The following is a 25606-nucleotide window of genomic DNA, read 5'->3' as shown; positions in this document are numbered from 1 at the left end:
ATCCTGCCGCAGGCCGAGGCCCGGTGCGGTGAGCCGGGCCGGTTTCTGCTGACCAGCGCTGGCCCGCCGGGATTTCCCAGAGGCACGGCATGCGGCGGATTCAAGCGACCCAATCCGATCGCACCGCCCACTGCGGCGATCCCCGCCGCAGACCAAGGCCCGGCACGGCGAACCGGAGGCTTCTCCCTGACCGGCGCTAGCCCGACGAGGTTTCTCCGCATCGGGTCGGCGGTAACGGCGCTCGCCAGGGCGGACCCGGAGCAGCGGCTGGCGAGACTTCGCTCCCGCGGAGGTCCGTGGATCGCGCGTGATCCGTCGGCGAAACGATCCCCGCGCTCCGGAGAAATCCCCATGCGGCATCGGAGATGCTTCGAGCAGCCCCGGTCAGGCGCTGCAGCTGAGCTGCCGCCCCTCCCCCGCCACCGACTTCTCGGCGACCACGTGCCCGTCCACCCGGATCCGGCACAGCAGCGCCCCGGTGCTCTGCGCGACCAGGCTGCTGAACACCGGCTGCTCGGCGGGAGCCTTCCGCTGCACCGTCACCGACCAGGGCAGCCGCACCTCGGCCTGTTGTTCGAGGTCGCCGCCGGTCGCGACGTAGGTGAGGTTGTGCGCGACGTCGCCGCCGTCGAGTTCGTAGACGACCGTGCGGGTCACCTCGTGCACGATCGCCGGTTCGACGGTCACCGACGGCACCGACGCGGCCCGAGCCGGCCGGTCCGGGGTCGCTTTCGGCATGACGTACCACGCGACGGCGACCGCGACGGCGACGACGCCGGCCACGACCACCGCGCTTCCGAGCGGCCGCAGCCTGCCCGATTCCCCCCGGGCCGCCGTGGGCCGGGTCGCGCCAGGAACACCCATGGAGAGGTCTTCTCTTCTCGAGCGCACTTCCCGCGAGTGCGACGTCTGGTTCTTCGCCAGACCGTTACACGGCGTTAGCCAACCCGGGAAAATCGGCTCCATTTCACCCTGTTGGGGGTAGGGGGTGTTCGCTCACGAGTACGGTCACCACGCACGATGCCGATGACGCTCGTGCATCCCCCGCTTGACCCAGGGTGATCAGGCGCAGGGTGCTCAGTCGACGAGCCCCGCCTCGGCCAGCATCCGCAGCACGCGCTGTCCGGCGGGCGGGCAGGCGGCGGCGTCCTCGGCGCGCAGCCAGGCGGCCTCGGCGATCTCCGCCGACGGCTCCGGTTCGCCGGTGTGGTCGGCGGTGTAGCAGGTCATCCGGACGCGGCGGCCGTCGGCGAATCCGTCGGCCTGCTCGTCGAGCAGCGCGAAGAAGCGGAAGCTGAGCGGGTCGAGCGCGACGCCGAGTTCCTCGCGGATCTCCCGGCACAAGCCCTCGACGTCGCCCTCGCCGGGTTCGCGCTTGCCGCCGGGGAGATAGAACTTTTCCTTGCCCGCGGTGCGCACGGACAACAGCCGCCGGTCCCGCACGTGGACCCAGGCCAGGGCATCGATCGGGGTCATCCTCGCATTCTGTCGTACCCCCGGGGCATGATCGCGGGGTGTACTCGGAAAGCCCGCCACCGGACCGGCTGCGCCGCCTCGTGCGGTGCCGCTGGGAGTCGGCCGAGCCCGGTCCGAAGCGGATCGTCCCGGACGGCTGCGTCGACCTCGTCGCCGGCGCCGGCCAGGTCTTCGTGGCCGGACCGGACACGACGGCGTGGACGTCGGTGTTCCCGCCCGGCGCCCGGCTGCGCGGCCTGCGTTTCCGGCCGGGCGCGGCGGCGGCGCTGCTCGGCGTGGGCGCGGACGAACTGCGCGACAGCCGGGTTTCCCTGGCCGATCTCTGGAACCGCCGCGGCGCGACGCTCGCCGACGAGATCCTCCACGGCCGCGACCTCGCCGACGCGACGGCCGAGGTCGCGTCGGAACGGGCCGCGGTCACGGATCCGGTGGTGGAACGAATGCTGGCGCAACTCGCCGCGGACACCGGAAGCCCAGGCCGCGGTCAAGGAGAGAAACCCGCGGCACCGCGCCCTGCCCCGAATGCCGGCCACCCGTCTGCTTGTCCTCCAGCCCGCGCCTTCTCCGCAGGGCACCCGGCGAAACCAGGCCGGAGCGAACGACAGGCCCGCCGCCTCTTCACCCTCGCAGTCGGCTACGGACCGGCCACCTACCGGCGAATCCTGCGCCTCCAGCGAGCCATCGCACTGGCGCCGACCACCGCCACCCTCGCCGAACTGGCCGTCGCCGCGGGGTACGCCGACCAGCCGCACCTCACCCGCGAATGCCGGGCGCTCACCGGCCTCACCCCGGGCGCCTACTTCGCCGGATGACTCACTCCGCCGCCGATTCCTGCTGCCGCGCAAGGAAATGCGCCGTCTCCGCCGTCGCCGGATACAACGCGCGATAGTGCGCGTAGAACTCGTCGTACCGATCCGCCCGGACCGGATCCGGCTCGATCACCTCGGCGACCGGGTTCCACTCCTCGATGTCCGGCTCCAGCCCGACCGCCACCGCCGCCAGGTACGCGTCCCCGAAGCACGCGCCGACAGTTTCCGTCGGAAGATGCTGCGGTGTCCGGGTCACGTCGCTGACGATGCCCGTCCACACGCGCCCCTGCGTGCCGCCCCCGACGGCCACCAGCCGGCGGGCGGGCGCGCCCATCGCGGCGAGGTTGTGCCGCACCCCGTAAGCCGTTCCCTCCAGCGCCGCGCGGTACAGCTCCGCCCGGCCGTGCGAGGTGGTCAGCCCGGCGATCACGCCGCGCGCCAACGGATCCGGCACCGGCGTCCGCTCGCCCGCGAAGTACGGCAGCATCAGCAAACCGCGGCTTCCCGCCGGAACCCGGCCGGCCGAAGCGACCAGTTCGGCGAAATCGCCGTCGAACAGTTCCCGCAGCCAGTCGGTGATCGCGCCGGAGGTCGCCATGCCCGCGGCCAGCGAGTAGCTGCCCGGGAAAACCCCGCGCGTCGCCCACAATCCGGGCACCGGACGGGCCTCCGCGACGGCCTGGACGAGGAACATCGTGGTGCCGTACATGACCATCGTGTCGCCGGGGTCGCGCACGCCCGCGCTGGTCGCTTCGGCCCACGCGTCGATCGTGCCGCAGGTGACCGGCAATCCGGCCGGCAGCCCGGTTTCGGCGGCCGCCTCGGCGGTGACCGTGCCGACGACCTCGGTCGGCCAGGCGAGCCGCGGCAGGTCGATCCCGGGAGCCACCAGCGCGGCCCAGTCCTCCGCCCAGCCGCCCGCGCGCAGGTCGTACATCGGGTCGCACTGGCTGGCCGAATGGTGGTCGAGCACGTATTCGCCGGTCAGCCGCCGCACCAGGTACGAACTCGCCATCAGGAACTGCCGGGCCCGCGCGGCGACGTCCGGCTCGTGCCGGTACAGCCACCGCCATTTGGGGCCGGCCGCCTGGCTCGACAGCGCGCTGCCGCAGCGCTCCACAATGGACTCTTCGCCGAGTTCGGCGGTCAGCTCGGCGATTTCCGCGCCGGCCCGGGTGTCGACGCCGTAGAGGATCGCCGGGCGCAGCGGGCGGCCGTCGCCGTCGGCGGGCAGCAGCACCGGGCCGATGCCGCTCACCGCGAGCCCGGCCGGCGTGTGCCCCCCGGCCAGCAATTCGCGCACCAGCGCGGCGAACCCGGCCCACCACACGGTCTCGGCGTCGTGCTCGAACCAGCCGGGGCGCGGGCGGGAGGTGCTGTGCGGGCGGGCGGCGCGCGCCAGTACAGTGCCGTCCGCACCCACGAGGACGCCTTTCGAACTGGACGTGCCGATGTCGATGCCGAGCAACGGGCCCGGTTGCATCGCAGCACCCCCGGCAATCGGACGGTAAACGATTACCGGGACGGTATTCTGCGGTCACCGGGGTGTCAAGGAAGCCAGGACGAGGAGGCTCGGTGGCCACGATCAGCGACGTCGCCGCCAGGGCAGGCGTCTCGACCGCCACGGTGTCGCGGACCCTGAACGGCAAGTCCACAGTGGATCCCGAGCTGGCCGCCCGGGTGCTGGAGGCCGCCGAGGAGCTGGGCTATCACCCGAACGGACTGGCCCGGAACCTGCGCCGCCAGGAGACCGCGGTGCTCGCGCTGATCATCTCCGACGTCGAGAACCCGTTCTTCACCTCGATCGCGCGCGGGGTCGAGGATCTCGCGCAGGTGTCGGGGTACTCGGTGGTGCTCTGCAATTCCGACGAGAACGAGGACAAGGAACGCCGGTACCTCGACGTCGCGCTGCAGGAACGCGTCGCGGGCGTGCTGCTGTCGCCCACCGGCCCGGCCACGAACGTCACCCGGCTGCGCCGGCTCGGCACGCCGGTGGTCGCGGTCGACCGGCCGCTGCCCGGCACCGACGGCGACCAGGTGCTCGTCGACACCCGCCGCGCGGCCCGGCAGGCGGCCCGGCATCTCGTCGCGAACGGCTACCGGCGGGTGGCGTGCCTGACCGGGCCGTCCGGAGTGCGCACCGCCGACGACCGGCTGTCCGGCTACTTCGACGCGGTCGGCGAGGAGAACGCGGTCTTCCGCCGGGCCGAGTACCGCGCGGAAGGCGCCCGCCGCGCCGCCGGGGACCTGCTGGACCAGCCGGCGCCGCCGGACGCGCTGCTGGTCGCGAACAGCACGATGGCGATCGGAGTCCTCGAGGCGCTCGCGGAGCGGAACCTGCGGGCCGGGCGCGACATCGGCATCGTCTCGTTCGACGACGCCCCGTGGACGACCTTGATCGACCCTCCGCTGACGGTCGTGGCGCAGCCGGCCTACGAGATCGGCCGGGTCGCCGCGCAGCTGCTGCTGGCCCGCATCGCCGACAGCACCCGCGAACCGGTCACCACGACCCTGGACGCGCAGCTGATCGACCGGCAAAGCTCCCATCGCTGACCGGCCGCGCCGGGGAACCCGCGGACCAGGAACGCCCGGCGAAACCCAGCGAAGAGAGCACGGGCGAGAAGGGCCTCCGAGGACCCGCCCCCGGCTTCCGTCGCGGACCACGGCGATCGACCGGCAAGGGGTTCCGTCGCCGACCATAGGCGTTGAAAGACCCGGCGAGCGTCCCGGATCCGGAGGGAAACGACGTGCCTGGCGGCCCGGCGGAGATCCGCCGAGCCGCCAGGCACGCCCCACCCCCTGTCCCCCCAGCTTCCGCCGCGGACGGCGGAGCACGGGCCGCACCCGAGGGCGGGAAACCGATTACTCGTTCGCAACGTAAATCGGCGGTCCGGGAGTGTCAAGCACTCGAAAGCCTGGACAAGGCGCCCGAGCCGGGGCAGACTGTCCCGAACTCGCCTACGCGCAGTGTTGACTTCTGTGCGATACGTGTCGATCTTTGGTGAATTCACCCACAAAAAGGCGAGAAACCGCACGAACCCGCACACACGCGCTAGGCTGAGCGTATGTCGATAGCGCTGGAGAACGTTCTCGCAAGAGCCGGCCTCAAAGCCGACGCGAACGAGTTTCTCACGCTCGTGGAGGACGCGGCCCGAAGGCTGTCGCCGCCCAACCCCGACCCCTCGCACTACTTCTCCCCCGACCAGCGGGCCGCGCTCGCCGACGCGGGCCTCGACCTGAGCCCGCGCGACGAGGGCGAACCCGACTTCCGCGCGCGCACCGTCGCCGCGCACGCCGTGCTCGCCGATTCCGCGCTGTCGGTCGGCCAGGCCGCCGAGATGCTGAACGTCGACGACAGCCGGATCCGGCACCGGCTCAAGGAGGGCAGGCTCACCGGCTGGAAGGACCAGGGCTGGCGGCTGCCCGCGTGGCAGTTCAACGGCGCGGGCGTGCTGCCCGGCCTGGAGACCGTGCTGCGCGCCGTCCCCGAGGACCAGCCCGCGCTGGTCGTCGCCGCGTTCATGAACACCCCGCAGTCCGACCTGGTGATCAGCGACCGGCCGGCCACGCCGCGGCAGTGGCTGCTCGCCGGCGGCGACCCCGAGCAGGTGGCCCGGCTCGTGGCCACGCTCGGCTCGCCGTTCTGACCCGCTGACCTTCCCGCCCGCGCACCGCCGCGCCCGTCGCGGCGCGGGCCCGCCCCCTGCCCCGACACAGGACGGACGACCTCCCCCGCATGGCCCGGCTCCCCTCGCCTCCGGCGCGGTCTGCTCTGGTCAAGGGGCTGGACCGCAGCCACGACGTGGTTTCGGTGCAGCCCGAGACCCGGCTGGTCCGCATCTTCACCGCGCACGGCAACCATCCGCAGCAGTGGAACACCTTCCGCTACACCGGCCCGCTCCCGCACGGCCGGTTCGACCAGCAGACGCCCGGCCGCGGCGGCCGTCCGGTCACCGACCCGGGCAACGGCGTGCTGTATTTCGGCCTGACCGTGCGCACGAGCGTCGCCGAGGTGTTCCAGACGACCTCGACGGTCGACCGCACGACGCGCGGCCCCCGGCTGGTCGTGGTGCGCCCGACGCGGGTGCTGCGGCTGCTCGACCTCACCGGGCTGTGGCCGACCCGGGTCGGCGCGTCGCAGGAGATCTCCAGCGGCCCGAAGAAGATCACCCAGGCGTGGGCGCGGGCGATCCGCGGCGCGATGCCGGACCTCGACGGGCTCTGGTACCGCTCGTCGATGGACGCGGGCAAGCCCTCGGTGTGCCTGTGGGACCCGCCCGCGGGCGCTGCGCTGCCGATCGCGCCGGACGTCCTGCTTCCGCTGGACCATCCGGGGCTCGACGTGCCGCTCGGGCGGGTGTGCGAGGAGCTGAACTACACGCTGCTCAGCTGAGGTGCCGGGCCCACCAGGCCAGCACCGCCTCGAACCGCTGCACCCGGTGCCGCGGCTTGCCCGAGCGCGTCAGCTCGTGGCCCTCGCCGGGGAACAGCAGGAACTCCGTCTCGACCCCGGCCTGGCGCAGCGCCACGAACTGCCGCTGCGCCTGCTCCAGCGGGCATCGCCAGTCCTGCTCGGAATGCACGACGGCGAACGGGATCCGCACGTCGGCGGCGTGGCTGAGCGGGCTGCGGCGCCGCTGTTCGTCGGGGTCCGCGCCGACGTAGGCCTCGGTGAAGTAGTAGCCGATGTCCGAGCTGCCGGCGAAGGAATCCCACGCGTTCACCGCGCGCTCGCTCCACGCGGCGCGGAACCGGTCCGGATGCTTCGCGGCGACCCAGCTCGTCATGAACCCGCCGTAGGAACCGCCCATGATCCCGGTCCGCGACGCGTCGAGGTCCGGCCGCTCCAGCGCCTTGTCGAGCAGCGCGAGCACGTCGTCGACATCGACGGTGCCCAGGTTGTGCACGACCGAAGTACCGTGCGATTGCCCGTATCCGGCCGAACCGCGCGGGTTGCCGAGCACGACCGCGAACCCGGCTGACGCGTACACCTGCGCCTCGTCGAACACCGTCCACTCCTGCTGGGCGAACGGTCCGCCGTGGACCACGCGCAGCACCGGATGCGGTCCTTCGCCTTCGGGCAGCACGAGCCACCCGTGCACCGGGTAGCCGTCCGGCGCGGTTGTTTCGAGTTCCACGACCTCGCAAAGACCCTTGTCCCGCAACGGCTTCGAGTAATCGGTGAGCACGCGCGGACCGTCGGAGCCGAGCACCACGAGTTCGCCCGCAGTGTCCAAACCGGCCACAACTGCGACCACAGTCTCGCCGTCCGCCGCGAAGCCGTGGACCGCCGAGCGACCCGCGTGCAGCACCCGCAGGTCAGCCAGTTTCGCCTCGTCGGCATCCTTCGGGACCGCGCGCAGTTCCACCGCACCGCGATTGCGCACGGCCAGCAGAATCTCGTCGCCGAGCGGAATCGCCGGTCCCGAGCCTGCCTCGATGTCCACAGTCTCCACATCGGTCAGCCGCCGCGGCTTTCCGTCCGAGACGACCGCGTACAGACCGGTGTTGGAAGCCACGACGACACCGTCCTCATGGGACGTGCCGAAGAAGTAGAGCGTGCCGTCCGGTGCGTACACCGGCTGATCCGCGTACCCGGCGCAGGCGGCCAGCACCTCGGGTTCGCCGCCGTCGACCGGGAACGCGACAAGGTCGTGCTCGCGCGTTTCCGTGCGGTCGAAGTCGTGCGGCACGGTCACGACCACGCGCTCGCCGTCCGGCGTCCAGACCGGCTGGTTGACGCTGTAGTCGCGCGGCGTCACCGCCTCCGGTTCGCCCTCTTCGAAGGTGTCGAGCACGTACAGCCGTTTCGGCCGGTCGCGCAGGAAGCCGACGTTGTCGAAGCGGTAGTCGAGCCGGGTGATCAGCCGCGGCGCCTCGGCGGCGGGGTCCGGCGTGCGCCCGTCGGCGTCCTCGGTGCCGTAGCGGCCCGGTTCGGCTTCGCGCGCGGTGAACGCGAGCCAGCGCGAATCCGGGGCCCACACCGGGGCGTCCGCGCCCAGGTGCAGCGAGGTGAGCTTCCGGGACTCGCCGCCGTCGACGGGCATCACGTGCACCTGCGGGCTGCCCTCGGCGCCTTTGCCGTCCCCGGCGCGCAGGAACGCGACCCACCGGCCGTCCGGCGAGATCGCCGGCGACGAGTCGCGCGGACCTTGCGTCCACGGCGTTTCGCCGCCGGAAAGCGAGATCCGGCGGATCGCGCTGCGGTACTGGTCGGTTTCCAGATCGGGACTGCTCACCGCGGCGAGCAGGAGGTCACCGCGCAGCGCGGGACGGCCGGGGACGACGAGGGCTTCGATGTCGGCAGGACGCATGCCGACGACCGTACCCGATCCTTAGCAAGGCAAACGACCTATTTGGCCTCGACCGCCCGCCGTTCGTCGCGCTTGGCCTTGGCCAGGCTCAGCACCGTGGTCACGGTCAGGACCACGACGATGACGCCGAGCGACATCCAGTTGCTGATGTCCAGCCAGTCCGGCGCCAGGTGGTACTCGTGCAGCGCGTGCACCACCAGCTTCGCGCCGATGAAGGCGAGGATCACCGCGAGGCCGTAGCTGAGGTACACCAGCTTCGTGACCAGCCCGCCGAGCAGGAAGTACAGCTGCCGCAGGCCCATCAGCGCGAACGCGTTGGCGGTGAAGACCAGGAACGCCTCCTGGGTGATGCCGAAGATCGCCGGGATGGAGTCCACCGCGAACAGCAGGTCGGCCGAGCCGATCGCGACGATCACCAGCAGCATCGGGGTGATCTTCCGCTGGCCGTCTTCCTTGACCAGGTACTTGTGGCCGCGGTAGTCGTCGGTGACCGGGAAGAGCTTGCGCACCCAGCGGGTGAGCGCGTTCTCGTGGTACTCCTCCTCGCCGCCGCCGTTGCCGCGCAGCATGCTGATCGCGGTCCACACGAGCACCGCGCCGAACACGAAGAAGACCCAGACGAACTGGTTGATCAGCGCCGCGCCGACCGCGATGAACACGCTGCGCATGCCCAGCGCGAGCAGGATCCCGACGAGCAGTACGCGGTGCTGGTGGATCGCAGGCACCTTGAACGAGGCCATGATGACCATGAAGATGAAGAGGTTGTCGACGCTCAGCGAGTACTCGGTGATGTACCCGGTGAAGAACTGGACCCCGGGATCGTGCCCGGCGAAGATCCAGACGCCGGCTCCGAACAGGACGGCGCAGGCGATGTAGAAGATCACCCAGCGCGCGGCCTCGCCGGTGGTCACCTCGTGCGGCTTGTGGTCGACGATCACCAGGTCGATGGCGATCAGCGCGAGCAGCCCGCCGACTGTCGCGAACCACAGCCACAAGGGGACGGTCATGTCGAAAACCTCCGGATAGTGCGCAGCAGCAACTAACCGGAGGTCTCTCCCGCCGGTGCGAAACCGGCCGACGGTGCCGGGGACCTCGGCGAATGACTCGCCCGGGTCACCGTGCTGACGACACCGCCGCGAAGGAATACTCCCCTCACAGCGTGTTCAGTCTGCCGGTTACAGCGCGCGAACGCCAGCCGGGGTTGCCCACATCACCGTATCGATGGCACCGGCTTCGCCGGTGCGCGCGGGATCGCCTTCAAGCCGACGTTTGGGCCGAGCGACGGGAGGGCCTTCGGCCTGTCCCGCCCCTCGGCCCAAACGTCGGCGCGATCCCGCGGTGGTGGTCCGGTGCCCTCAACCCCCCACCATCAAATCTGTGTGAGGCCGGGTATTGGTTCTCAGCTAAATCGTCATAACGTCGCTTCGTGCCCCGAATCCCGTTTCCCCGCACCCGCGGTTCCCGGCTCGTCGCCGTCGCCGCCGTGGTGCTGGTCGCCACTGCCGCGGTGACCGTCTGGGCGACCCGCGACCGCGGTCCCGCGCCGGTCCGGACCCAGGACGCCTTCGTCTCGATGCCCGCCGCGCCCGGTTCGCCGGACCAGGTACGGATCGACACCACGACCTACTACCCCGAACACACCCCCGCGCCCGCGGTGCTGCTCGCGCACGGCTTCGGCGGCGACAAGTCCAGTGTGGACCCGCAGGCGCGCGAGCTGGCGCAGCGCGGGTTCGTGGTGCTCGCCTGGTCCGCGCGCGGATTCGGGCACAGCGCCGGCAAGATCGGGCTGAACGACCCGGACGGCGAGGTCGCCGACGCGCGGCGGCTCGTCGACCGGCTGGCGGCGAGCCCCGACGTCGCGAAAGGTTCCGGTGGCGCGCCCGAGATCGGCGTGACCGGGGCGTCCTACGGCGGTTCGCTGTCGCTGCTGCTCGCCGGGACCGACCACCGGGTGCGCGCGCTCGCGCCGGTGATCACCTACAACGACCTCGGCCAGGCTCTCGTGCCGAACGCCGCCGCGGCGACCGCTCCGACAGCGAAGACTCCGGCCGCTGGCGCGTTCTCGCCGGACGGCGTCTTCAAGAAAAGCTGGGCGGGCATCTTCTTCTCCGCCGGTTCGGGCGCGGCCGCGGCGAGCACGCCGTCCGCCGAAGCTCCCGAGGCGGGGCAGAAGACCAGCGACAACGGCAGCACCGCGGGAAACAGCGGCGGCACCGCGCCGCAAGCCGCCACGCCACCGGCCGGGGCACGAGCGGAGCGGCCGTCCGCGGATCCGTGCGGCCGCTTCACCGCGGCGGTGTGCAAGGCGTACGCGGAACTCGCGACCACCGGCAAGGCCAGCCCGGAGACGGTCGCGCTGCTGCACCGCGTCTCGCCCTCGTCGGTCACCGGCAAGATCACCGCGCCGACGCTGCTCGTGCAGGGCGAGAGCGACACGCTGTTCGGGCTCGACCAATCCGACGCCACCGCGCGGCAGATCACCGCGGCGGGCGGATCGGTGCGCACGATCTGGTACACCGGCGGGCACGACGGCGGCATCCCCGGCCCGCAGCTGCGCGCGAAGATCGGCGACTTCCTGTGGTCGTCGCTCACCGGACAGGGCGATCCGGGCCGCGGATTCAGCTACGACGTCCAAGGCACGTTGCGCGCCAACGGAACCCCGTCGGTGCGGACGGTCAACGCCGCCGCCTACCCCGGGCTCGACGGCGCCGGAACCGAGCGGAAGCAGGTGGCGCTCAGCGGTCCGGCGCAGCCGGTCGTCCGGCCCGCCGGGGCGAATCCGGCGGCGGTGAGCGGGATTCCCGGGCTCAACGGGCTCGCGGCGGGCACCTCCCGGCTGGCTCCGCTGTTCAGCAGCGACCCGCCGGGACAGGCCGCGCAGTTCGCCACCGCACCGTTCGGCAGCCAGGTTCTGCTCTCCGGTTCGAGCACCGTGCAGCTGCGGGTCGCGGCCGATCCGGCGAATCCGCGGCCGGAAGCGGTGCTGTTCGCGAAGCTGTACGACGTCGGCCAGGACGGCACCCGCGTGCTGCCCGCGAACGCGGTCGCGCCGTTCCGGGTCGCCGGGCTGCCCGCGGACGGCACGCCGGTCGACGTCACGGTGACGCTGCCGGGCGTCGTGCGGCCGATCGACTCCGGGCATTCGCTGCGGCTCGTCGTCGGCACGACGGACCAGGCGTACTCGGTGCCGGCGCAGCCGGGAGTGTTCCGGGTCGGGCTCGCCCCGGGCGCGGCGCTCGCCGTTCCGGTGGTGCCCGGCGCTTCGGTCGGCGCTCCCCTGCCGGCCGGGCAGCTGATCGGCATCGGCGCGACGCTGCTGGTCGCGCTCGCGGCCGTCGTGGTCGCGGCGATCCGGCGGCGCCGGGCGCACGACGTCGACCCGGAACTCGCGGACACGCCCCTGGTGATCAAGGGGCTGCGCAAGCAGTACGCGGGCGGCTTCACCGCGGTGCGGGACCTGTCGTTCCGCGTCGAACCGGGCCAGGTGCTCGGTTTGCTCGGCCCGAACGGCGCGGGCAAGACGACCACGCTGCGGATGCTGATGGGCCTGATCACGCCGACCGCGGGCGAGATCCGCGTGTTCGGCCACCGGATCGCTCCGGGCGCGCCGGTGCTGTCGCGGATCGGGTCGTTCGTCGAGGGCTCCGGGTTCCTGCCGCATCTGTCCGGCAAGGCGAACCTGGAGCTGTACTGGGCGGCGACCGGGCGGCCCGCCGAGAAGGCGCATTTCACCGAGGCGCTGGAGATCGCCGGGCTCGGCGACGCGGTGCACCGGCGGGTGAAGACCTACAGCCAGGGCATGCGGCAGCGGCTCGCGATCGCGCAGGCGATGCTCGGGCTGCCGGAGCTGATGGTGCTCGACGAACCGACCAACGGGCTCGACCCGCCGCAGATCCACCAGATGCGGGAGGTCCTGCAGCGCTACGCCGCCACCGGGCGCACCGTTGTCGTCTCGAGCCACCTGCTGGCCGAGGTCGAGCAGACGTGTTCGCACGTGGTGGTCATGCACCGCGGGAGGCTGGTGGCCTCGGGCGAGGTCGGCGAACTGGCGGCCTCGAGCGGCGAGGCCACGTTCCGGGTCGACGACCCGGCAGCGGCCGCGGCGACGCTGAAGAGCATCGGCGGGGTGTCGGACATCGAAACCGAAGGCGATCTGGTGCACGCGAATCTCGACGGCCTGCCCCGCGCGGAGGCCGTCGCGGCACTGGTGCGCGCCGGGGTCGCGGTGGAACAAGCCGGGCCGCGGCGCCGGCTCGAAGACGCGTTCCTGCAGCTGGTGGGAGAGGATTCATGAGCGAGGGCAACAGTTTCTGCGGGCTGCTCGGCGAGCTGGGCAGCGTCCAAGACCCGTTCCGGCAGCTCGCGGGAGAAAACTCATGAACGACACCACCAGCTCCGGCGGAGTCCACACCGACCCCGCCGCGCTGCAGGAGCTCAGCGACCTCGCCACCGCGGAACCGGCCGAGGTCGGGCCGGACGGGGCGGTGGCGGGGTACCGCGCCGACCGGACGCTGCGGCTGGGCGTGGAGCTGAAACGGCAGTTCCGCCGCCGGCGGACCCAGCTGGTGCTGGCGTTCGTCGCGGTGCTGCCGTTCATCCTCGTGGTGGCGTTCCAGATCGGGCAGTCGAATCCGAACCGCCGCACCGGCGGGTTCGTGGACCTCGCGACGGCGAGCGCGCCCAACTTCGTGGTGCTCGCGTTCTTCGTGTCCGGGACGTTCCTGCTGCCGATGATCGTCGCGTTGTTCTTCGGCGACACGATCGCGAGCGAATCGTCGTGGTCGAGCCTGAAGTACCTGCTCGCGATCCCGGTGCCGCGGCATCGGCTGCTGCGGCAGAAGGCCGTGGTGTCCGGGCTGCTGTCGATCGCCGCGCTGGTGCTGCTGCCGGTGGTTTCGCTGCTGGTCGGCATCCTCTGGTATGGCGCGGGCGACGCGATCAGCCCCACCGGCGACGCGGTCGGCTTCGGCGACAGCCTGCTCGCGCTGCTGATGTCCACTGTGTACATCGTGGTGCAGCTGGCCTGGGTCGCCGGGCTGGCGCTGCTGCTGAGCGTTTCGACGGAGGCGCCGCTGGGCGCGGTCGGCGGGACGGTGCTCGTGGCGATCCTGTCGCAGATCCTCGACCAGATCACCGCTTTGGAGGGATTGCGGAACTACCTGCCGACGCACTATTCGTTCGCCTGGATCGACCTGATCTCCACCGACATCGACTGGACCAACCTGGCCAGCGGGGTGCTGTCGTCGGTCGTCTACACGACGGTGTTCCTGCTGCTGGCGGGCCGCCGGTTCGCACGCAAGGACGTCACCAGCTGAGCCGGATGTCCGGTACGGTTCGGCGCGTGACGATCCACCTGGAACTCGATGCCGGCGTCGCACTCGTGACCCTCGACCACGGGCGCGGCAACACCCTCGACACCGCCACCTGCAAAGAACTGGTGATCAGACTCGAAGAGGCCGACGCCGCAGGGGCGCGCGCGGTCGTGCTCACCGGATCCGGCGACATGTTCTCCGCCGGAGTGGACCTGGTGGCGCTCGACGAGGGCGGCGCGCGCTACGTCAGCGATTTCCTGCCCGCGCTGTCGGACGCGTTCCTGGCCGTCTTCGGCTTCCCGCGCCCGGTGGTGGCGGCGGTGAACGGCCACGCCATCGCGGGCGGCATGGTCCTGGCGGCGGCATGCGACCACCGGATCGCCGCGGACGGCCCCGGCCGCATCGGGGTGACGGAGCTGCTCGTGGGCGTGCCGTTCCCGTTGTCGGCGCTGGAAATCCTGCGCTGCGCCTACGGAACGACCCCCCTGCCGTCCCTGATCTACAGCGGCGCGACGGTCACCATGGCCGACGCGCTCCCCCGCGGCCTGGTCGACGAGGTCGTGGCGGGCGAGAACGTGCTCGGCCGGGCCCGGGAGCTGGCCGCCCGGCTCGGGGAGCTGCCCGCGGAGGCGTTCGCGCACACCAAGCAGCAGCTGCGCCAGCCGTATCACCAGCGGATCGCGGAGAACCGCGTCTCCGACGACGCCCAGGTCGAACGGCTGTGGCGATCGGAACCAGCACTGGCGGCAGTGAAGGCATACGTGGAGAAGGTGCTGAAGCGCTGATCCCTTCGCCCGGCACTCCCCATGGCCCGGTCCGCGAAGGCGTGCCTGGGAAGCGTTCACCGAGCAGCAGCTGCGGCAGCCGTGCCATCAGCGGATCGGGGAAACTGGGCCGATCGCGGGAACGGGAGGCTTTCTTGCCTCGGCTCTGCCCGCGCACCCATTGCTTCCGGCGCATGTTTCTGTGAAAGTCGAAGCGAGGGTCCGGGAACCGGGGGTGCCTCAGTTCGGAGCGCACCCCCGGGCCGGGGGGTGCTCGCGCGCCGGTCCGGTCAGGTCTCCTCCAGGTTGACCAGCTCGAGGTCGGTTTGCGGGAAGTCGCCGCCGGTGCAGAGCAGCGGTTCTCCGGCGATTTTGGCGGTGGCGTAGCTGTAGCAGTCGCCGAGATTCAGCTTCGCCGGATGACGGCCCTTCCCGAACTGGCTGAAGGCGTCGAGGGCGATCTCGCCGTGTTCCTCGGCGAAGGGGACCACCGCGATGCGGTTTTCCTGCATGAACCTGGCCAGGACCAGCCTCCCCCGGGAACCCAGCCGCATCGTCAAGACGACGCCCGCCTCCACCAAGGTCGGCGCGCCGATTCTCGGCGCGGTCGCCTCGGCGAGGCGTTCTTCGAGCCGTTCGTGACCCGGCTCGCGCAGGAGAATCGCCACGATCGCGGAGCTGTCGAGGATCACCCGCCCTCCGGCCCGAATCCGAGAATGTCTTCTTCCTCTTCCTTGGAGAGCGGCTTTCCCAGCTTCTCCGGCGGGATGAGCGGCCAGATCTCCTCTTCGAGCATCCGGCGCAGCCGCTTCAGCCGCTGTTCGGCGTCCTCGTGCTTGCGCAGCTGGTCCCGGCGCAGCTGAAGAGACTCGCGGACCGCACCGGTCTTCGTGGTGCCGGTCAGTTCGGCCACCTCGGCGGCCAGGCGCTCCGTTTCCGGATCCTTGATGTTCATCGCCATGGTGTAAAGGTACCCGGGATGGTGTAATTACTTGATTCCCGCGGCGTCCATCCCGCGCAGTTCCTTCTTCAGGTCGGCGACCTCGTCGCGCAGCCGGGCGGCCAGTTCGAACTGCAGGTCGCGGGCGGCCTGCATCATCTGGTCGGTCATCTGCTGGATCAGGTCGGCCAGTTCGGCGCGCGGCATCGCCGACACGTTCTTGTCGGTGAGCATGCCCGAGCTGCGGACGCGGTCGCCCTGTTCCGGCTTCTTGCCGCGCGAGGCGTTGCGGCCCGAACCGCCGACCGCGACCGTCTCGTCCGAGTCCTCCGCCTCGCTGTAGACGCGGTCGAGGATGTCGGCGATCTTCTTGCGCAGCGGCTGCGGGTCGAGGCCGCGTTCCTCGTTGTAGGCGATCTGCTTGGCGCGGCGGCGGTCGGTCTCGTCGATCGCGTACTTCATCGAGTCGGTGATCTTGTCCGCGTACATGTGGACCTCGCCGGACACGTTCCGCGCCGCGCGGCCGATGGTCTGGATCAGCGACGTGCCGCTGCGCAGGAAGCCTTCCTTGTCCGCGTCGAGGATCGCGACCAGGGACACCTCGGGCAGGTCCAGGCCCTCCCGCAGCAGGTTGATGCCGACCAGGACGTCGTAGTCGCCCGCGCGGAGCTGGCGCAGCAGCTCGACCCGGCGCAGCGTGTCGACCTCCGAGTGCAGGTAGCGGACCCGGATGCCCAGCTCCAGCAGGTAGTCCGTGAGGTCCTCGGCCATCTTCTTGGTGAGCGTGGTGACCAGGACGCGCTCGTCCTTGTCCGCGCGCTCGCGGATCTCGTGCACCAGGTCGTCGATCTGCCCCTCGGTGGGCTTCACGACCACCTTCGGGTCGACCAGGCCGGTGGGCCGGATGACCTGCTCCACGAACTCGCCGCCGGTCCGCCCCATCTCGTACGGGCCCGGCGTCGCCGACAGGTACACCGTCTGGCCGATCCGGTCGGAGAACTCCTCCCAGGTCAGCGGCCGGTTGTCGACCGCGCTCGGCAGCCGGAACCCGTAGTCGACGAGGTTGCGCTTGCGGCTCATGTCGCCCTCGTACATGCCGCCGATCTGCGGCACCGTCTGGTGCGATTCGTCGATGACCAGCAGGAAGTCTTCCGGGAAGTAGTCGATCAGGGTGGCCGGCGCGGAGCCCGGGCCGCGGCCGTCGATGTGCCGCGAGTAGTTCTCGATGCCGGAGCAGAAGCCGACCTGGCGCATCATCTCGATGTCGTAGGCGGTGCGCATCCGCAGCCGCTGCGCTTCCAGCAGCTTGCCCTGCTTCTCCAGCTCGGCCAGCCGTTCCTCCAGCTCGGCCTCGATGCCGCGGATCGCCTTCTCCATCCGCTCCGGCCCGGCGACGTAGTGCGTGGCCGGGAAGATCCGGACCTCGTCGACCTCGCGCACGATGTCGCCGGTGAGCGGGTGCAGGTAGTACAGCTTGTCGATCTCGTCGCCGAAGAACTCGACGCGGATCGCCAGCTCCTCGTACGCCGGGATGATCTCCACCGTGTCGCCGCGGACCCGGAACGTGCCTCGCGCGAAGGCGATGTCGTTGCGCGCGTACTGCACGTCGACCAGCGCGCGCAACAGCACGTCGCGCTCCACCGTGGCGCCGACCTCCAGCTTCGTGGACCGGTCGAGGTACGACTGCGGCGTGCCCAGGCCGTAGATGCAGGAGACGGACGCGACCACGATGACGTCGCGCCGCGAGAGCAGGTTCATCGTGGCGGAGTGGCGCAGCCGCTCGACGTCGTCGTTGATCGACGAGTCCTTCTCGATGTAGGTGTCCGTCTGCGCGATGTACGCCTCGGGCTGGTAGTAGTCGTAGTAGCTGACGAAGTATTCGACCGCGTTGTGCGGGAACAGCTCGCGCAGCTCGTTGGCCAGCTGCGCGGCCAGCGTCTTGTTCGGGGCCATCACCAGCGTGGGCCGCTGGACGCGCTCGATCAGCCACGCGGTGGTGGCCGATTTGCCGGTGCCGGTGGCGCCGAGCAGCACGACGTCCTTCTCGCCCGCCTTGATCCGGCGTTCGAGCTCGTCGATGGCCGCGGGCTGGTCGCCGGCGGGCTGGTACTCGCTGACGACCTCGAACCGGCCGCCGGCGCGAGGCACCTCGGAGACGGGGCGGAAGTCGGACTGGGCGAGGACGGGGTGTTCGGTTGCGAAAGCCACGGGAACCAGGGTAGGCCGGGGCACCGACAATTTCCGCTGCGACCCCGCTGAGCTGCGGATCCTCCGGCCCGGACGGCGGGCTCAGCAGCTGCAGCAGTCACACCCGTCGCAACAGCCGCAGTCGCAGTCGCACCCGCCGCAGTCGCATCCGCCGCTGTGCGGTTCGCCGCTCCACGGGCCCGGGTACGGGTCGCGGCAGCAGAACTGGCAGGAGCAGCACATGTACGTCGCGATCGCGCAGCCCGCGAAGAAGGTGCGGCGTTCCGGCGGGACCGCGAACCTCGGCGCCCAGCAGCCGCCGCCCTTGCCGTCCAGCGAACGCGGGTCCTCCGGCGGCTCCGGGCCGTCCGGACCACCCGGGCCACCGGGACCACCGGGACCACCCGGCCCACCGGGACCGCCAGGACCGCCAGGACCGGGCATCCCGGCAGGCCCGTGCCCCGGAACCGGAGCGCCGTGCCCCGGCCCAGCCGCCCCGATCCCCGGCCCGTACGGCGACTGCTGCGGGGCCGGTCCCGGCCCGATCCACCCGGGCGGCGGCTGCTGGCCGTGCAAGCGGTGGTGCCCGAACGTCCGCCGCACCGCCTGCCGCAGCTCGTGCACCAGCAGCGCGTGCACCAGCGCCGCGTCGGCGAACTCCGCCTCGCGCAGCGCCAGCTCGACCCCGAGCACCGCGTCCGAGCACAACCGGTGCGCCTCGTCCAGCGCGGTCCCCGTGGCCAGCAGCGGATTCCAGGAGCCGGACGCGGCGTCGGCGGCCAGGTCCTCGACCGCGTCGAGCAGGTGGGCCACCCGGCCGAACAGCCGTCCGGCCTCGGCGAGCGGCGCGCGGTTGCCGGGGCGTCCGGCCAGCACCGCGGTCTGCGCGAACGCCGCCGACGACGCCAGCTCGGCCGGTTCGGTCGCCAGCAGCGGCGAGTCTCCGGCCCGAAGCGCGCGTTCCAGCTCGCCCTGCCGGCCGACCGCCTCGGTCAGCACCGCGGTGTCGAAGCCGATCCCAGCCCCCGTCCGGCCGCCCTGCGCGGCCCAGCGGCGCGCGACGAGCCGGGCCGCTCCGGCGACCGGACGCCGGGCGAAAGCGCCGTCCCGGTCGGCGACGTGGTCGTCGACCTTCGCCGAAGCCAGCACCAGCGACACCGCCGCGGCGAGCCGGGCGCCGTCGCCGACCGCGACCGACGCCGGCCGCATCGACCGCAGCGGGCACGGTCCCGCGGCGCGCCGGGGCCCGCTCGGCAGCTGCGCCTCGACCAGCGCCGACACGATCAGCGCGTCGTAGTTCGTCACAACCCGGGCGAACTGCCCGTGCTGGTCGCGCAGCGCGAGGCAGAGGCCGCACAGGTGCGCCGTCCAGTCCGCGTGCAGCCGCCCGGCCAGCCGGTGCCGGCAGGGCCTGATGATCCCGAACAACTGCTTGTCCCCCCAGGAGAACCGAACGACCCGCGCACTTTAGCCCCTCGCCCGCACCCCTGACCGGCGTTCCGGAGATTCTCGCGGAAGGCGCGGGCAGGGCAGGATGGGCGGATGACCGATCCGCACCCGCCGAAGGTCGAGACGTTCGACCCGGCCGCCCGCGTGAACATCGACAACAAGGGCATCCGCCGCGACGTGGAGGAGTTCCGCGAGGAGCCGTTCGGCCTGTACCTGGCGCGGCCGGCGCCGGGGCGGGCGCAGTTCCACTACCTCGAGTCCTGGCTGCTGCCCGAGCTGGGCCTGCGGATCACCGACTTCTGGTTCAGCCCCGGCCACGAACGCGACCAGGACTTCTACCTCGACGTGGTGCGCGTGCACCGCGACGGCCCGCGCTGGGTGGCCACCGACCTCTACCTCGACCTCGTGCTCAAGGACAAGATCTCGGTCCGGGTGATCGACACCGACGAACTGCTCGCCGCCGTCGCCGGGAACCTGCTGCCGGAGAAGGAAGGCGAGTACGCGCTCGAAGTCGCCTACGCCGCCGTCGAGGGGCTCGCCGCGCACGGGTACGACCTCGCCGCCTGGCTGTCCACAAAGGACATGACACTCGGCTGGCGCAGGCATCCCTAGCCCGCGACGGGGGAATTCCCCACCCCGCCCGGCGGTCAGCCGGATTACCCGGGGCGGTTCGCGCGGCCACGATCAGCGGCATGGAACGAACCGCGAACCAGGTGACGCTCGACCTCGTGTGCTCGCTCTACCGCGAGCACACCGAAGCGTTGCGCGCCGCGAAAGACGCCCAACGAGCGCACCGCCGCGCGCATCCGACGATGAAGACTCAGCTGGACGACGTCGAAGCGGAAATCACGTACCTGCTCCTGCGGCACCTGAAACCGGAGAAAGTCGTGGAGATCGGTTCGCTGCACGGCTGGTCCACGAGCTGGCTCCTCCGCGCGCTCGCGGACAACGGCACCGGCAGGCTGACCACGGTCGATCTCATCGGCACCGCCACGAAAACCGTCCCGCACGCGCTGGCCGAGGGCCGCTGGGAATTCCGCCAGGGCGACGCGCGCACCCTCGACGGCGACTGGCTGTCCGATGTGGACTATCTGTTCATCGACGCCGACCACGGCGCGCGCTTCGCGAGGTGGTACCTCTCCGACGTGTTCCCGACGATCGACGCCGCGGTAAGCGTGCACGACGTGTTCCACCGCGCCGCCCCGCTGCCGTTCACCGAAGGCGCTGAAGTGGTGCGCTGGCTGGAAAAAACGCAGACTCCGTACTTCACCGCGGCCCGCGCCCGCGCGAAACACGCGTACGCTTGCCTCAACGAACTCAGGCGCGAACTCGGCGTCGACGCCGCGGTGCACACCGGCCGCGACAACCCGATGATCTACTTCCGCATCCACCGATCGGTGGATGCGCGGGGGACAGCCGGTGGACCGGGAGTCACGCCGTTCCGCTGATCCGATCGGCCGCGCGAGCCGGAATTCTCGAAGGCAGCAACCGCTGCGATTCGAGAGGGGACTCCGGGGCGATGCCGGTCATCGAGGTGCGGAACCTCCATAAACGCTACCGCGGGAAGACCGCGGTGGAAGACGTTTCGTTCACCGTGGAGCAGGGCGAGATCTTCGGGATCCTCGGCCCCAACGGCGCGGGCAAGACCACCACGGTGGAATGCGTCGAGGGCCTGCGCTCCCCCGACGGCGGCGCCGTTTCGGTGCTCGGGCTCGACCCGCGACGCGACGTGCGCGAACTGCGCCAGCGGCTCGGCGTCCAGCTGCAGGAAAGCCAGCTGCCGGACCGGCTGCGCGTCGGCGAGGTGCTCGACCTGTTCGCCGGGATGTACCGCACCCCGGCCGATCCGGATCGGCTGCTGGCCCTGCTCGGGCTCACCGAGCAGCGGAACACCTTCTACCGCAAGCTTTCCGGCGGTCAGCAGCAGCGCGTGTCGATCGCGCTCGCGCTGATCGGCAGCCCCGAGGCGGTGGTGCTGGACGAACTGACCACCGGGCTCGACCCGCAGGCCCGCCGCGACACCTGGGAGCTCGTGGAGGCCGTCCGCGCGGAAGGCGTGACGGTCGTGCTGGTCACGCACTTCATGGAGGAAGCGGAACGGCTGTGCGACCGGATCGCGGTGATCGACGCCGGGCGCGTCGTCGCGATCGACACCCCGGCCGGGCTGGTCGGGCGGGTCGGCGGGGAGCAGCGCATCCGGTTCCGCCCGTCCGCCCCGGTCGATCCGCGGGACCTGGCCGCGCTGCCGGACGTGCGGAAGGCCGAGCGGACCGGCGCGCATCTCGTGGTGACCGGGGGCGACGGCGCGCTGCAGGCGGTGACGTCGTTCCTCGCCCGCGCCGGCGTGGTGGCGGGCGAGCTGCGGGTGGAGCAGGCCAGCCTCGACGACGCCTTCGTCGCGCTGACCGGCCGGAAACTGGACTGAGGGGGAACCGGAAGTGTTGTCGAAGCTGACCGTCGCCGAGGCGAAGATCTTCCTCCGCGATCCGGGCGCGCCCGCCGTGGTGCTCGGGATCCCGCTGGCGCTGGTGCTGGTGTTCGGGCTGATGCCGGGGTCGCGCGAACCGAGCCCGGAGCACGGCGGCCAGTCGTCGCTGGCCACGCTGATCGCGCCGATGGCGGTGGCGATCCTGCTCGGGATCCTCGCGCTGAACCTGTTCCCCGGCGCGATGGCCGCGCACCGGGAGAAGGGGGTGCTGAAGCGGCTGGCGGCGAGCCCGCTGCCGCCGTCGCGGCTGCTGGCCGCGCAGCTGCTGGTGAACCTCGCCGTCGCCGTCGTCGCGATCGTGCTCGTCGTGGGGGTGGGCACGATCGCGCTCGGCATGGCGCTGCCGAAGAACCCGGGCGGGTTCCTCGCGGTCGTGCTGCTGGGCGCGGTGTCGCTGTTCTCCGTGGGCACGCTGCTCGCCGCGTTCGCGCCGACCAGCCGCGCGGCCAACGGGCTCGGCGCGGCGGTGTTCTTCCCGATGCTCGCGCTCGGCGGGGTCTGGGTGCCGAAGGAAAAACTGGCGCCGGTGCTGCAGCACGTCGCGGACATCCTGCCGCTCGGCGCGACGCTCGGCAGCCTGCGCGAGACGGCCGCCGGGCACGCGCCGAACCTGCTGTCCATGATCGCGCTCGCGGTGGTCGCCGTCGGGTGCTCGGCGCTCGCCGCCCGATTCTTCCGCTGGGAGTGACCGCGATGACCACGACACGAGAAGAAACCACGCCGGCCCGTTCGGTCGCGCCGTTCGCCCGGATGCCCGTGTTCGGCATCGCCGCGCTGATGGCGGTGCCGCTGGTGCTCACCGCGAACAACTACGGCTACTTCGGCGACGAGCTGTACTTCCTCGCCGCAGGCCGGCATCTGGCCTGGGGGTACGTGGACCAGCCGCCGCTGCTGCCGCTGCTCGCCCGCGCGATGGACACGATCGCGCCGGATTCGCTGTTCGCCCTGCGGATCCCGGCGATGCTGGCGATGCTCGCCGGCGTCGTGTTCGCCGCGCTCATCGCCCGCGAACTCGGCGGCCGCACCCGCGCCCAGGCCGTCACCGCCGCGACCTTCGCCGCCTGCACGCAGTTCATCGCCAGCGGCCACTACCTGGCGACGTCGACGCTGGACCCGTTCTTCTGGACCGTCCTGCTCTGGCTGGTGGTCCGCTGGATCCGCACCCGGCGGGACGGCCTGCTGGCGTGGGCCGGAGTCGTCACCGCGCTCGCGTTGTACGTGAAATTCCTGATCGGCGGGTTCTGGATCGTCGCCGGGATCGCGCTGCTGATCTGCGGCCCGCGCGAGATGCTGCGCCGTCCGCTGCTGTGGGCCGGAGCCGCGATCGCCGCGCTGGCTCTGGTCCCGACGCTGGTGTGGCAGGCCCGGCACGGCTGGCCGCAGCTCAGCATGGGCGCGGCGATCTCGAACGAGGTCGGCGAAACCTGGGGCGGGCGGCTGTCCTGGCTTCCGCAGGTCATGCTGCTCGCGGGGGTCCCGGCCGGCCTCGTGCTGCTGGGCTACGGCCTCTGGCGGCTGCTGCGTTCGCCGCGGCTGCGCTCCTACCGCTTCCTCGCCTGGACCACGCTCGCGCTCGCCGTGGTGTTCATCGCGGTCAACGGCCGGTCGTACTACATCGCGGGCATGTTCGCTCCGATCTGGGCGGCCGCGGCGGTGGAACTCGAGAGCGGGCGGGCGTCGCGGTGGTGGCGCTGGATCCCGACCTGGCCGGTCTACGTGCTCTCCGCGCTGCTGATGCTGCCCGCCACGCTGCCGGTGTGGCCGCATTCCTGGGTCGCGAAGAACCCGTCGCTGCCGACCCCGGCCTTCGCGTTCGGCGAGGTCGGCTGGCCGGAAGGCACGCAGTCGGTCGCGCGGGCGTTCCGCCGGCTGCCCGACCCGGCCCGCACCGCGATCGTCGGCGAGACGTACTGGACCGCGAGCGCGCTCGACCGCTACGGCCCGGACCTGGGCCTGCCCGAGCCGACCAGCCCGAACCGCGGGTACGCGACACTGGCCGTCCCGCCCGATTCGGCGCGCGACGTGCTGTTCGTCGGGGCCGATCCCCGGCCGTTGCTCGGGCACTTCGCCCATCTCGAGCCGGTCGGCGCCGTGTCCACCGGGGACGCGAAGCCGAGCGTGCTCGACGGCACTCCGCTCTGGCTGGCCAGCGGGAGGCTGCAGCCGTGGGCGGACATCTGGCCCAAGCTGGCGAACACCGGGACGTGACCGGCGGCACCCGCCGAAGGAGCGGGCGAGGCCTCGCCCGTAGGGTGCGGGCGAGGCCAGCCCCCGATCCGCCGACAGGGAGCAGGATGGATGCCGTGACCACGGCCACCGCACCGAGCACGCCCGGAAGCGCGCTCGCCGAGTTCGCTCGGCGGCCGGTCTTCCTGCTCGCCGCGGGGACCGCCGCCGTGCTCCTCGCCACCGCCGGCCGCTACGGCTACTTCGGCGACGAGCTGTACTTCCTCGCCGCGGGCAAGCACCTCGCTTGGGGCTACGCGGACCAGCCGCCGGTGCTGCCGTGGCTCGCCTGGCTGGCGAACTCGATCGCGCCGGGCTCGCTCGTCGTGTTCCGGATCCCGGCGATCCTGGCGACCGCGGCGGGAGTCGTGTTCACCGCGCTCATCGCCCGCGAAATGGGCGGCCAGCGCAAGGCGCAGACCCGCGCCGCCGCCGCGTACGCGATCTGCGGGCAGTTCGTCGGCAGCGGCCACTACCTCGCGACGTCCACAGTGGACCCTCTGCTGTGGACGATCGTGCTGTGGCTGCTGGTGCGCTGGATCCGCACCCGCGACGACAACCTGCTGCTGTGGCTCGGCGTCGCGACGGCGGCCGGGCTGAACGTGAAGTTCCTGCTCGGCGGGTTCTGGGCGGTCACCGCGGTCGCCGCGCTCGTGTTCGGGCCGCGAGACCTGCTGCGCCGCCCCAAACTGTGGCTGGGCGCGGCGATCGCCGCCCTCGCGTGCGTGCCGACCTTGCTCTGGCAAGCCGCGAACGGCTGGCCGCAGCTCGGCATGGGCGACGCGGTCTCGCGCGAAGTCGAGGAGGCGGGCGGCCGGGCGATGTTCGTGCCCGCGCTGCTCGCCGGAGCCGGTCTGGTCATCGGCGCGCTGGGCGTGCTGTACGGGCTGGCGGTGCTGCTCGGCAGCGCCCGGCTGCGCGCGTACCGCTTCCTCGGCTGGACCGCGGTCGGTGTCTTCGCGATCTTCCTGATCGGCAACGGCCGGTTCTATTACGCGGCGGGCACTTTCGGCCTGTTGTGGGCGGCCGCCGCGGTGCACCTGCAGGACCGGCGGCCCGCGTTGTGGTGGCGCTGGGTGCCGACGTGGCCGGTGTTCGTCCTGTCCGCGCTGTACAGCCTCCCCTACGCGCTGCCGGTGTGGCCGGAGCAATGGCTGGTCGAGCATCCGGCCGCGCCGCGCCCGGCGTACGCGATGGAGGAATACGGCTGGCCGGATCTGGCCGCGTCGGTCGCCAAGCAGTACCGCGCGCTGCCGCCGGAGGAACGCACCCGCACCACGCTTGTCACCGGCGGGTACTGGCAAGCCGGCGCGCTCGGCCGGTACGGGCCGGAGCAGGGCTTGCCCGAGGCGTACAGCGCCAGCCGCGGATTCTGGTACTTCGGGCGGCCGAACGACAACGCCGACACCGTGTTGTTCGTCGGCCGCGAGCCGGCGAAGCTGGCGGCGCACTTCCGGTCCGCGCGCATCGTCGGCGAGGTCGACAACCGGCTCGGCGTCCCGAATTCCAGCCGGCACATGCCGATCTGGCTGCTCGAAGGCCGGATCGGTTCCTGGGCCGGGATCTGGCCGCAGCTGAAGGACCTCAAGGCGTGAGACTCGAAGACCTCCGGGGGGTCAAACTCGACTGGCGGGGCTCGCT

22 protein-coding genes are annotated in these 25606 nt (G+C 71.7%); 13 read left to right on the top strand and 9 right to left on the bottom strand.

The annotated features are described in order from the left end of the window. Nucleotides 1-384: 384 nt before the first annotated feature. On the bottom strand, nt 385-864 hold the full coding sequence (locus F9C11_RS24470; RefSeq protein WP_409179695.1) for an MmpS family transport accessory protein: 480 nt from the start codon (nt 862-864) through the stop codon (nt 385-387). A gap of 213 nt (nt 865-1077) precedes the next feature. Beyond that, nucleotides 1078-1476, bottom strand: coding sequence for an NUDIX hydrolase (locus F9C11_RS24465; protein ID WP_409179694.1), 399 nt, complete (start codon nt 1474-1476; stop codon nt 1078-1080). A 38-nt stretch (nt 1477-1514) separates the two neighbouring features. On the opposite strand from F9C11_RS24465, the gene F9C11_RS24460 reads away from it, so the two are divergent. Next, on the top strand, nt 1515-2288 hold the full coding sequence (locus tag F9C11_RS24460; RefSeq protein ID WP_409179693.1) for a helix-turn-helix domain-containing protein: 774 nt from the start codon (nt 1515-1517) through the stop codon (nt 2286-2288). Between the two features lies 1 nt (nt 2289). Here F9C11_RS24460 and F9C11_RS24455 read toward each other — a convergent pair whose 3' ends face one another. After that, complete coding sequence (locus tag F9C11_RS24455; RefSeq protein ID WP_409179692.1) at nt 2290-3768, bottom strand: FGGY-family carbohydrate kinase; 1479 nt, start codon at nt 3766-3768, stop codon at nt 2290-2292. A gap of 92 nt (nt 3769-3860) precedes the next feature. Between F9C11_RS24455 and F9C11_RS24450 the strand changes: the two genes are divergently transcribed. From F9C11_RS24450 to F9C11_RS24440, 3 genes are all read left to right on the top strand, one after another. Then, nucleotides 3861-4838, top strand: coding sequence for a LacI family DNA-binding transcriptional regulator (locus F9C11_RS24450; protein ID WP_409179691.1), 978 nt, complete (start codon nt 3861-3863; stop codon nt 4836-4838). A 512-nt stretch (nt 4839-5350) separates the two neighbouring features. Further along, nucleotides 5351-5932, top strand: a complete 582-nt coding sequence (locus F9C11_RS24445) for a DNA-binding protein (RefSeq protein WP_409179690.1) — start codon at nt 5351-5353, stop codon at nt 5930-5932. 89 nt (nt 5933-6021) lie between these two features. Next, the gene (locus tag F9C11_RS24440; RefSeq protein ID WP_101439344.1) at nt 6022-6678 is read left to right on the top strand and encodes an RES family NAD+ phosphorylase; all 657 of its coding nucleotides are present in this window, start codon (nt 6022-6024) and stop codon (nt 6676-6678) included. Here the strand turns inward: F9C11_RS24440 and F9C11_RS24435 are convergent. Together F9C11_RS24435 and F9C11_RS24430 are read right to left on the bottom strand one after the other, a co-directional pair. After that, nucleotides 6671-8599 (bottom strand): S9 family peptidase, encoded by a 1929-nt coding sequence (locus F9C11_RS24435; protein WP_409179689.1) that lies wholly within the window; start codon nt 8597-8599, stop codon nt 6671-6673. The two genes, F9C11_RS24440 and F9C11_RS24435, sit on opposite strands and share 8 nt — an antisense overlap. 38 nt (nt 8600-8637) lie before the next feature. After that, nucleotides 8638-9606, bottom strand: a complete 969-nt coding sequence (locus tag F9C11_RS24430; RefSeq protein WP_409179688.1) for a TerC family protein — start codon at nt 9604-9606, stop codon at nt 8638-8640. 419 nt (nt 9607-10025) lie between these two features. Between F9C11_RS24430 and F9C11_RS24425 the strand changes: the two genes are divergently transcribed. From F9C11_RS24425 to F9C11_RS24415, 3 genes are all read left to right on the top strand, one after another. Further along, on the top strand, nt 10026-12893 hold the full coding sequence (locus tag F9C11_RS24425; protein WP_409179687.1) for an alpha/beta fold hydrolase: 2868 nt from the start codon (nt 10026-10028) through the stop codon (nt 12891-12893). Nucleotides 12894-12975: 82 nt separating this feature from the next. After that, on the top strand, nt 12976-13914 hold the full coding sequence (locus tag F9C11_RS24420; RefSeq protein ID WP_409179686.1) for an ABC transporter permease: 939 nt from the start codon (nt 12976-12978) through the stop codon (nt 13912-13914). Nucleotides 13915-13940: 26 nt separating this feature from the next. Beyond that, on the top strand, nt 13941-14696 hold the full coding sequence (locus F9C11_RS24415) for an enoyl-CoA hydratase/isomerase family protein (RefSeq protein ID WP_409179685.1): 756 nt from the start codon (nt 13941-13943) through the stop codon (nt 14694-14696). Between the two features lie 269 nt (nt 14697-14965). Here the strand turns inward: F9C11_RS24415 and F9C11_RS24410 are convergent, their stop codons facing one another. The 4 genes from F9C11_RS24410 to F9C11_RS24395 form a co-directional block, all read right to left on the bottom strand. Then, nucleotides 14966-15367: a type II toxin-antitoxin system VapC family toxin gene (locus F9C11_RS24410; protein ID WP_409179684.1), complete on the bottom strand. Its 402-nt coding sequence runs from the start codon at nt 15365-15367 to the stop codon at nt 14966-14968. Continuing rightward, nucleotides 15364-15636, bottom strand: a complete 273-nt coding sequence (locus F9C11_RS24405; RefSeq protein WP_409179683.1) for a type II toxin-antitoxin system VapB family antitoxin — start codon at nt 15634-15636, stop codon at nt 15364-15366. Before F9C11_RS24405 ends, F9C11_RS24410 begins: the two co-directional genes overlap by 4 nt. A gap of 27 nt (nt 15637-15663) precedes the next feature. Then, a complete protein-coding gene (gene uvrB, locus F9C11_RS24400; protein ID WP_409179682.1) occupies nt 15664-17823 on the bottom strand; it encodes an excinuclease ABC subunit UvrB in 2160 nt (719 codons plus the stop codon). Nucleotides 17824-17904: 81 nt separating this feature from the next. Continuing rightward, nucleotides 17905-19230: a DUF5685 family protein gene (locus F9C11_RS24395; protein ID WP_409179681.1), complete on the bottom strand. Its 1326-nt coding sequence runs from the start codon at nt 19228-19230 to the stop codon at nt 17905-17907. Nucleotides 19231-19344: 114 nt separating this feature from the next. Between F9C11_RS24395 and F9C11_RS24390 the strand changes: the two genes are divergently transcribed. The 6 genes from F9C11_RS24390 (at nt 19345) to F9C11_RS24365 (ending at nt 25560) form a co-directional block, all read left to right on the top strand. Further along, the gene (locus F9C11_RS24390) at nt 19345-19863 is read left to right on the top strand and encodes a DUF402 domain-containing protein (RefSeq protein WP_409179680.1); all 519 of its coding nucleotides are present in this window, start codon (nt 19345-19347) and stop codon (nt 19861-19863) included. 80 nt (nt 19864-19943) lie between these two features. After that, nucleotides 19944-20699, top strand: a complete 756-nt coding sequence (locus tag F9C11_RS24385) for a class I SAM-dependent methyltransferase (protein WP_409179679.1) — start codon at nt 19944-19946, stop codon at nt 20697-20699. A 71-nt stretch (nt 20700-20770) separates the two neighbouring features. Beyond that, nucleotides 20771-21676: an ABC transporter ATP-binding protein gene (locus F9C11_RS24380; protein ID WP_409179678.1), complete on the top strand. Its 906-nt coding sequence runs from the start codon at nt 20771-20773 to the stop codon at nt 21674-21676. A 13-nt stretch (nt 21677-21689) separates the two neighbouring features. Beyond that, nucleotides 21690-22427: an ABC transporter permease gene (locus F9C11_RS24375; protein ID WP_409179677.1), complete on the top strand. Its 738-nt coding sequence runs from the start codon at nt 21690-21692 to the stop codon at nt 22425-22427. Between the two features lie 5 nt (nt 22428-22432). Continuing rightward, on the top strand, nt 22433-23947 hold the full coding sequence (locus F9C11_RS24370; RefSeq protein WP_409179676.1) for an ArnT family glycosyltransferase: 1515 nt from the start codon (nt 22433-22435) through the stop codon (nt 23945-23947). Between the two features lie 95 nt (nt 23948-24042). Continuing rightward, nucleotides 24043-25560 carry an ArnT family glycosyltransferase gene (locus tag F9C11_RS24365; protein WP_409179675.1) on the top strand — a complete coding sequence of 506 codons (1518 nt, stop codon included), beginning with the start codon at nt 24043-24045 and terminating at the stop codon, nt 25558-25560. The last annotated feature ends 46 nt before the right edge of the window (nt 25561-25606 follow it).

The sequence above is a fragment of the Amycolatopsis sp. VS8301801F10 genome (genome assembly GCF_046195355.1).
Lineage (GTDB): Bacteria > Actinomycetota > Actinomycetes > Mycobacteriales > Pseudonocardiaceae > Amycolatopsis.
This window is presented reverse-complemented; position numbering and strand designations above follow the sequence as displayed.

Excerpts from the sequence above, each read along its gene's own strand:
- F9C11_RS24470 (WP_409179695.1), bottom strand. The coding sequence starts at position 864 with ATGGGTGTTCCTGGCGCGACCCGGCCCACGGCGGCCCGGGGGGAATCG.
- F9C11_RS24465 (WP_409179694.1), bottom strand. The coding sequence starts at position 1,476 with ATGACCCCGATCGATGCCCTGGCCTGGGTCCACGTGCGGGACCGGCGG.
- F9C11_RS24455 (WP_409179692.1), bottom strand. The coding sequence starts at position 3,768 with ATGCAACCGGGCCCGTTGCTCGGCATCGACATCGGCACGTCCAGTTCG.
- F9C11_RS24445 (WP_409179690.1), top strand. The coding sequence starts at position 5,351 with ATGTCGATAGCGCTGGAGAACGTTCTCGCAAGAGCCGGCCTCAAAGCC.
- F9C11_RS24440 (WP_101439344.1), top strand. The coding sequence starts at position 6,022 with ATGGCCCGGCTCCCCTCGCCTCCGGCGCGGTCTGCTCTGGTCAAGGGG.
- F9C11_RS24435 (WP_409179689.1), bottom strand. The coding sequence starts at position 8,599 with ATGCGTCCTGCCGACATCGAAGCCCTCGTCGTCCCCGGCCGTCCCGCG.
- F9C11_RS24430 (WP_409179688.1), bottom strand. The coding sequence starts at position 9,606 with ATGACCGTCCCCTTGTGGCTGTGGTTCGCGACAGTCGGCGGGCTGCTC.
- F9C11_RS24420 (WP_409179686.1), top strand. The coding sequence starts at position 12,976 with ATGAACGACACCACCAGCTCCGGCGGAGTCCACACCGACCCCGCCGCG.
- F9C11_RS24405 (WP_409179683.1), bottom strand. The coding sequence starts at position 15,636 with ATGGCGATGAACATCAAGGATCCGGAAACGGAGCGCCTGGCCGCCGAG.
- F9C11_RS24390 (WP_409179680.1), top strand. The coding sequence starts at position 19,345 with ATGACCGATCCGCACCCGCCGAAGGTCGAGACGTTCGACCCGGCCGCC.
- F9C11_RS24385 (WP_409179679.1), top strand. The coding sequence starts at position 19,944 with ATGGAACGAACCGCGAACCAGGTGACGCTCGACCTCGTGTGCTCGCTC.
- F9C11_RS24380 (WP_409179678.1), top strand. The coding sequence starts at position 20,771 with ATGCCGGTCATCGAGGTGCGGAACCTCCATAAACGCTACCGCGGGAAG.
- F9C11_RS24370 (WP_409179676.1), top strand. The coding sequence starts at position 22,433 with ATGACCACGACACGAGAAGAAACCACGCCGGCCCGTTCGGTCGCGCCG.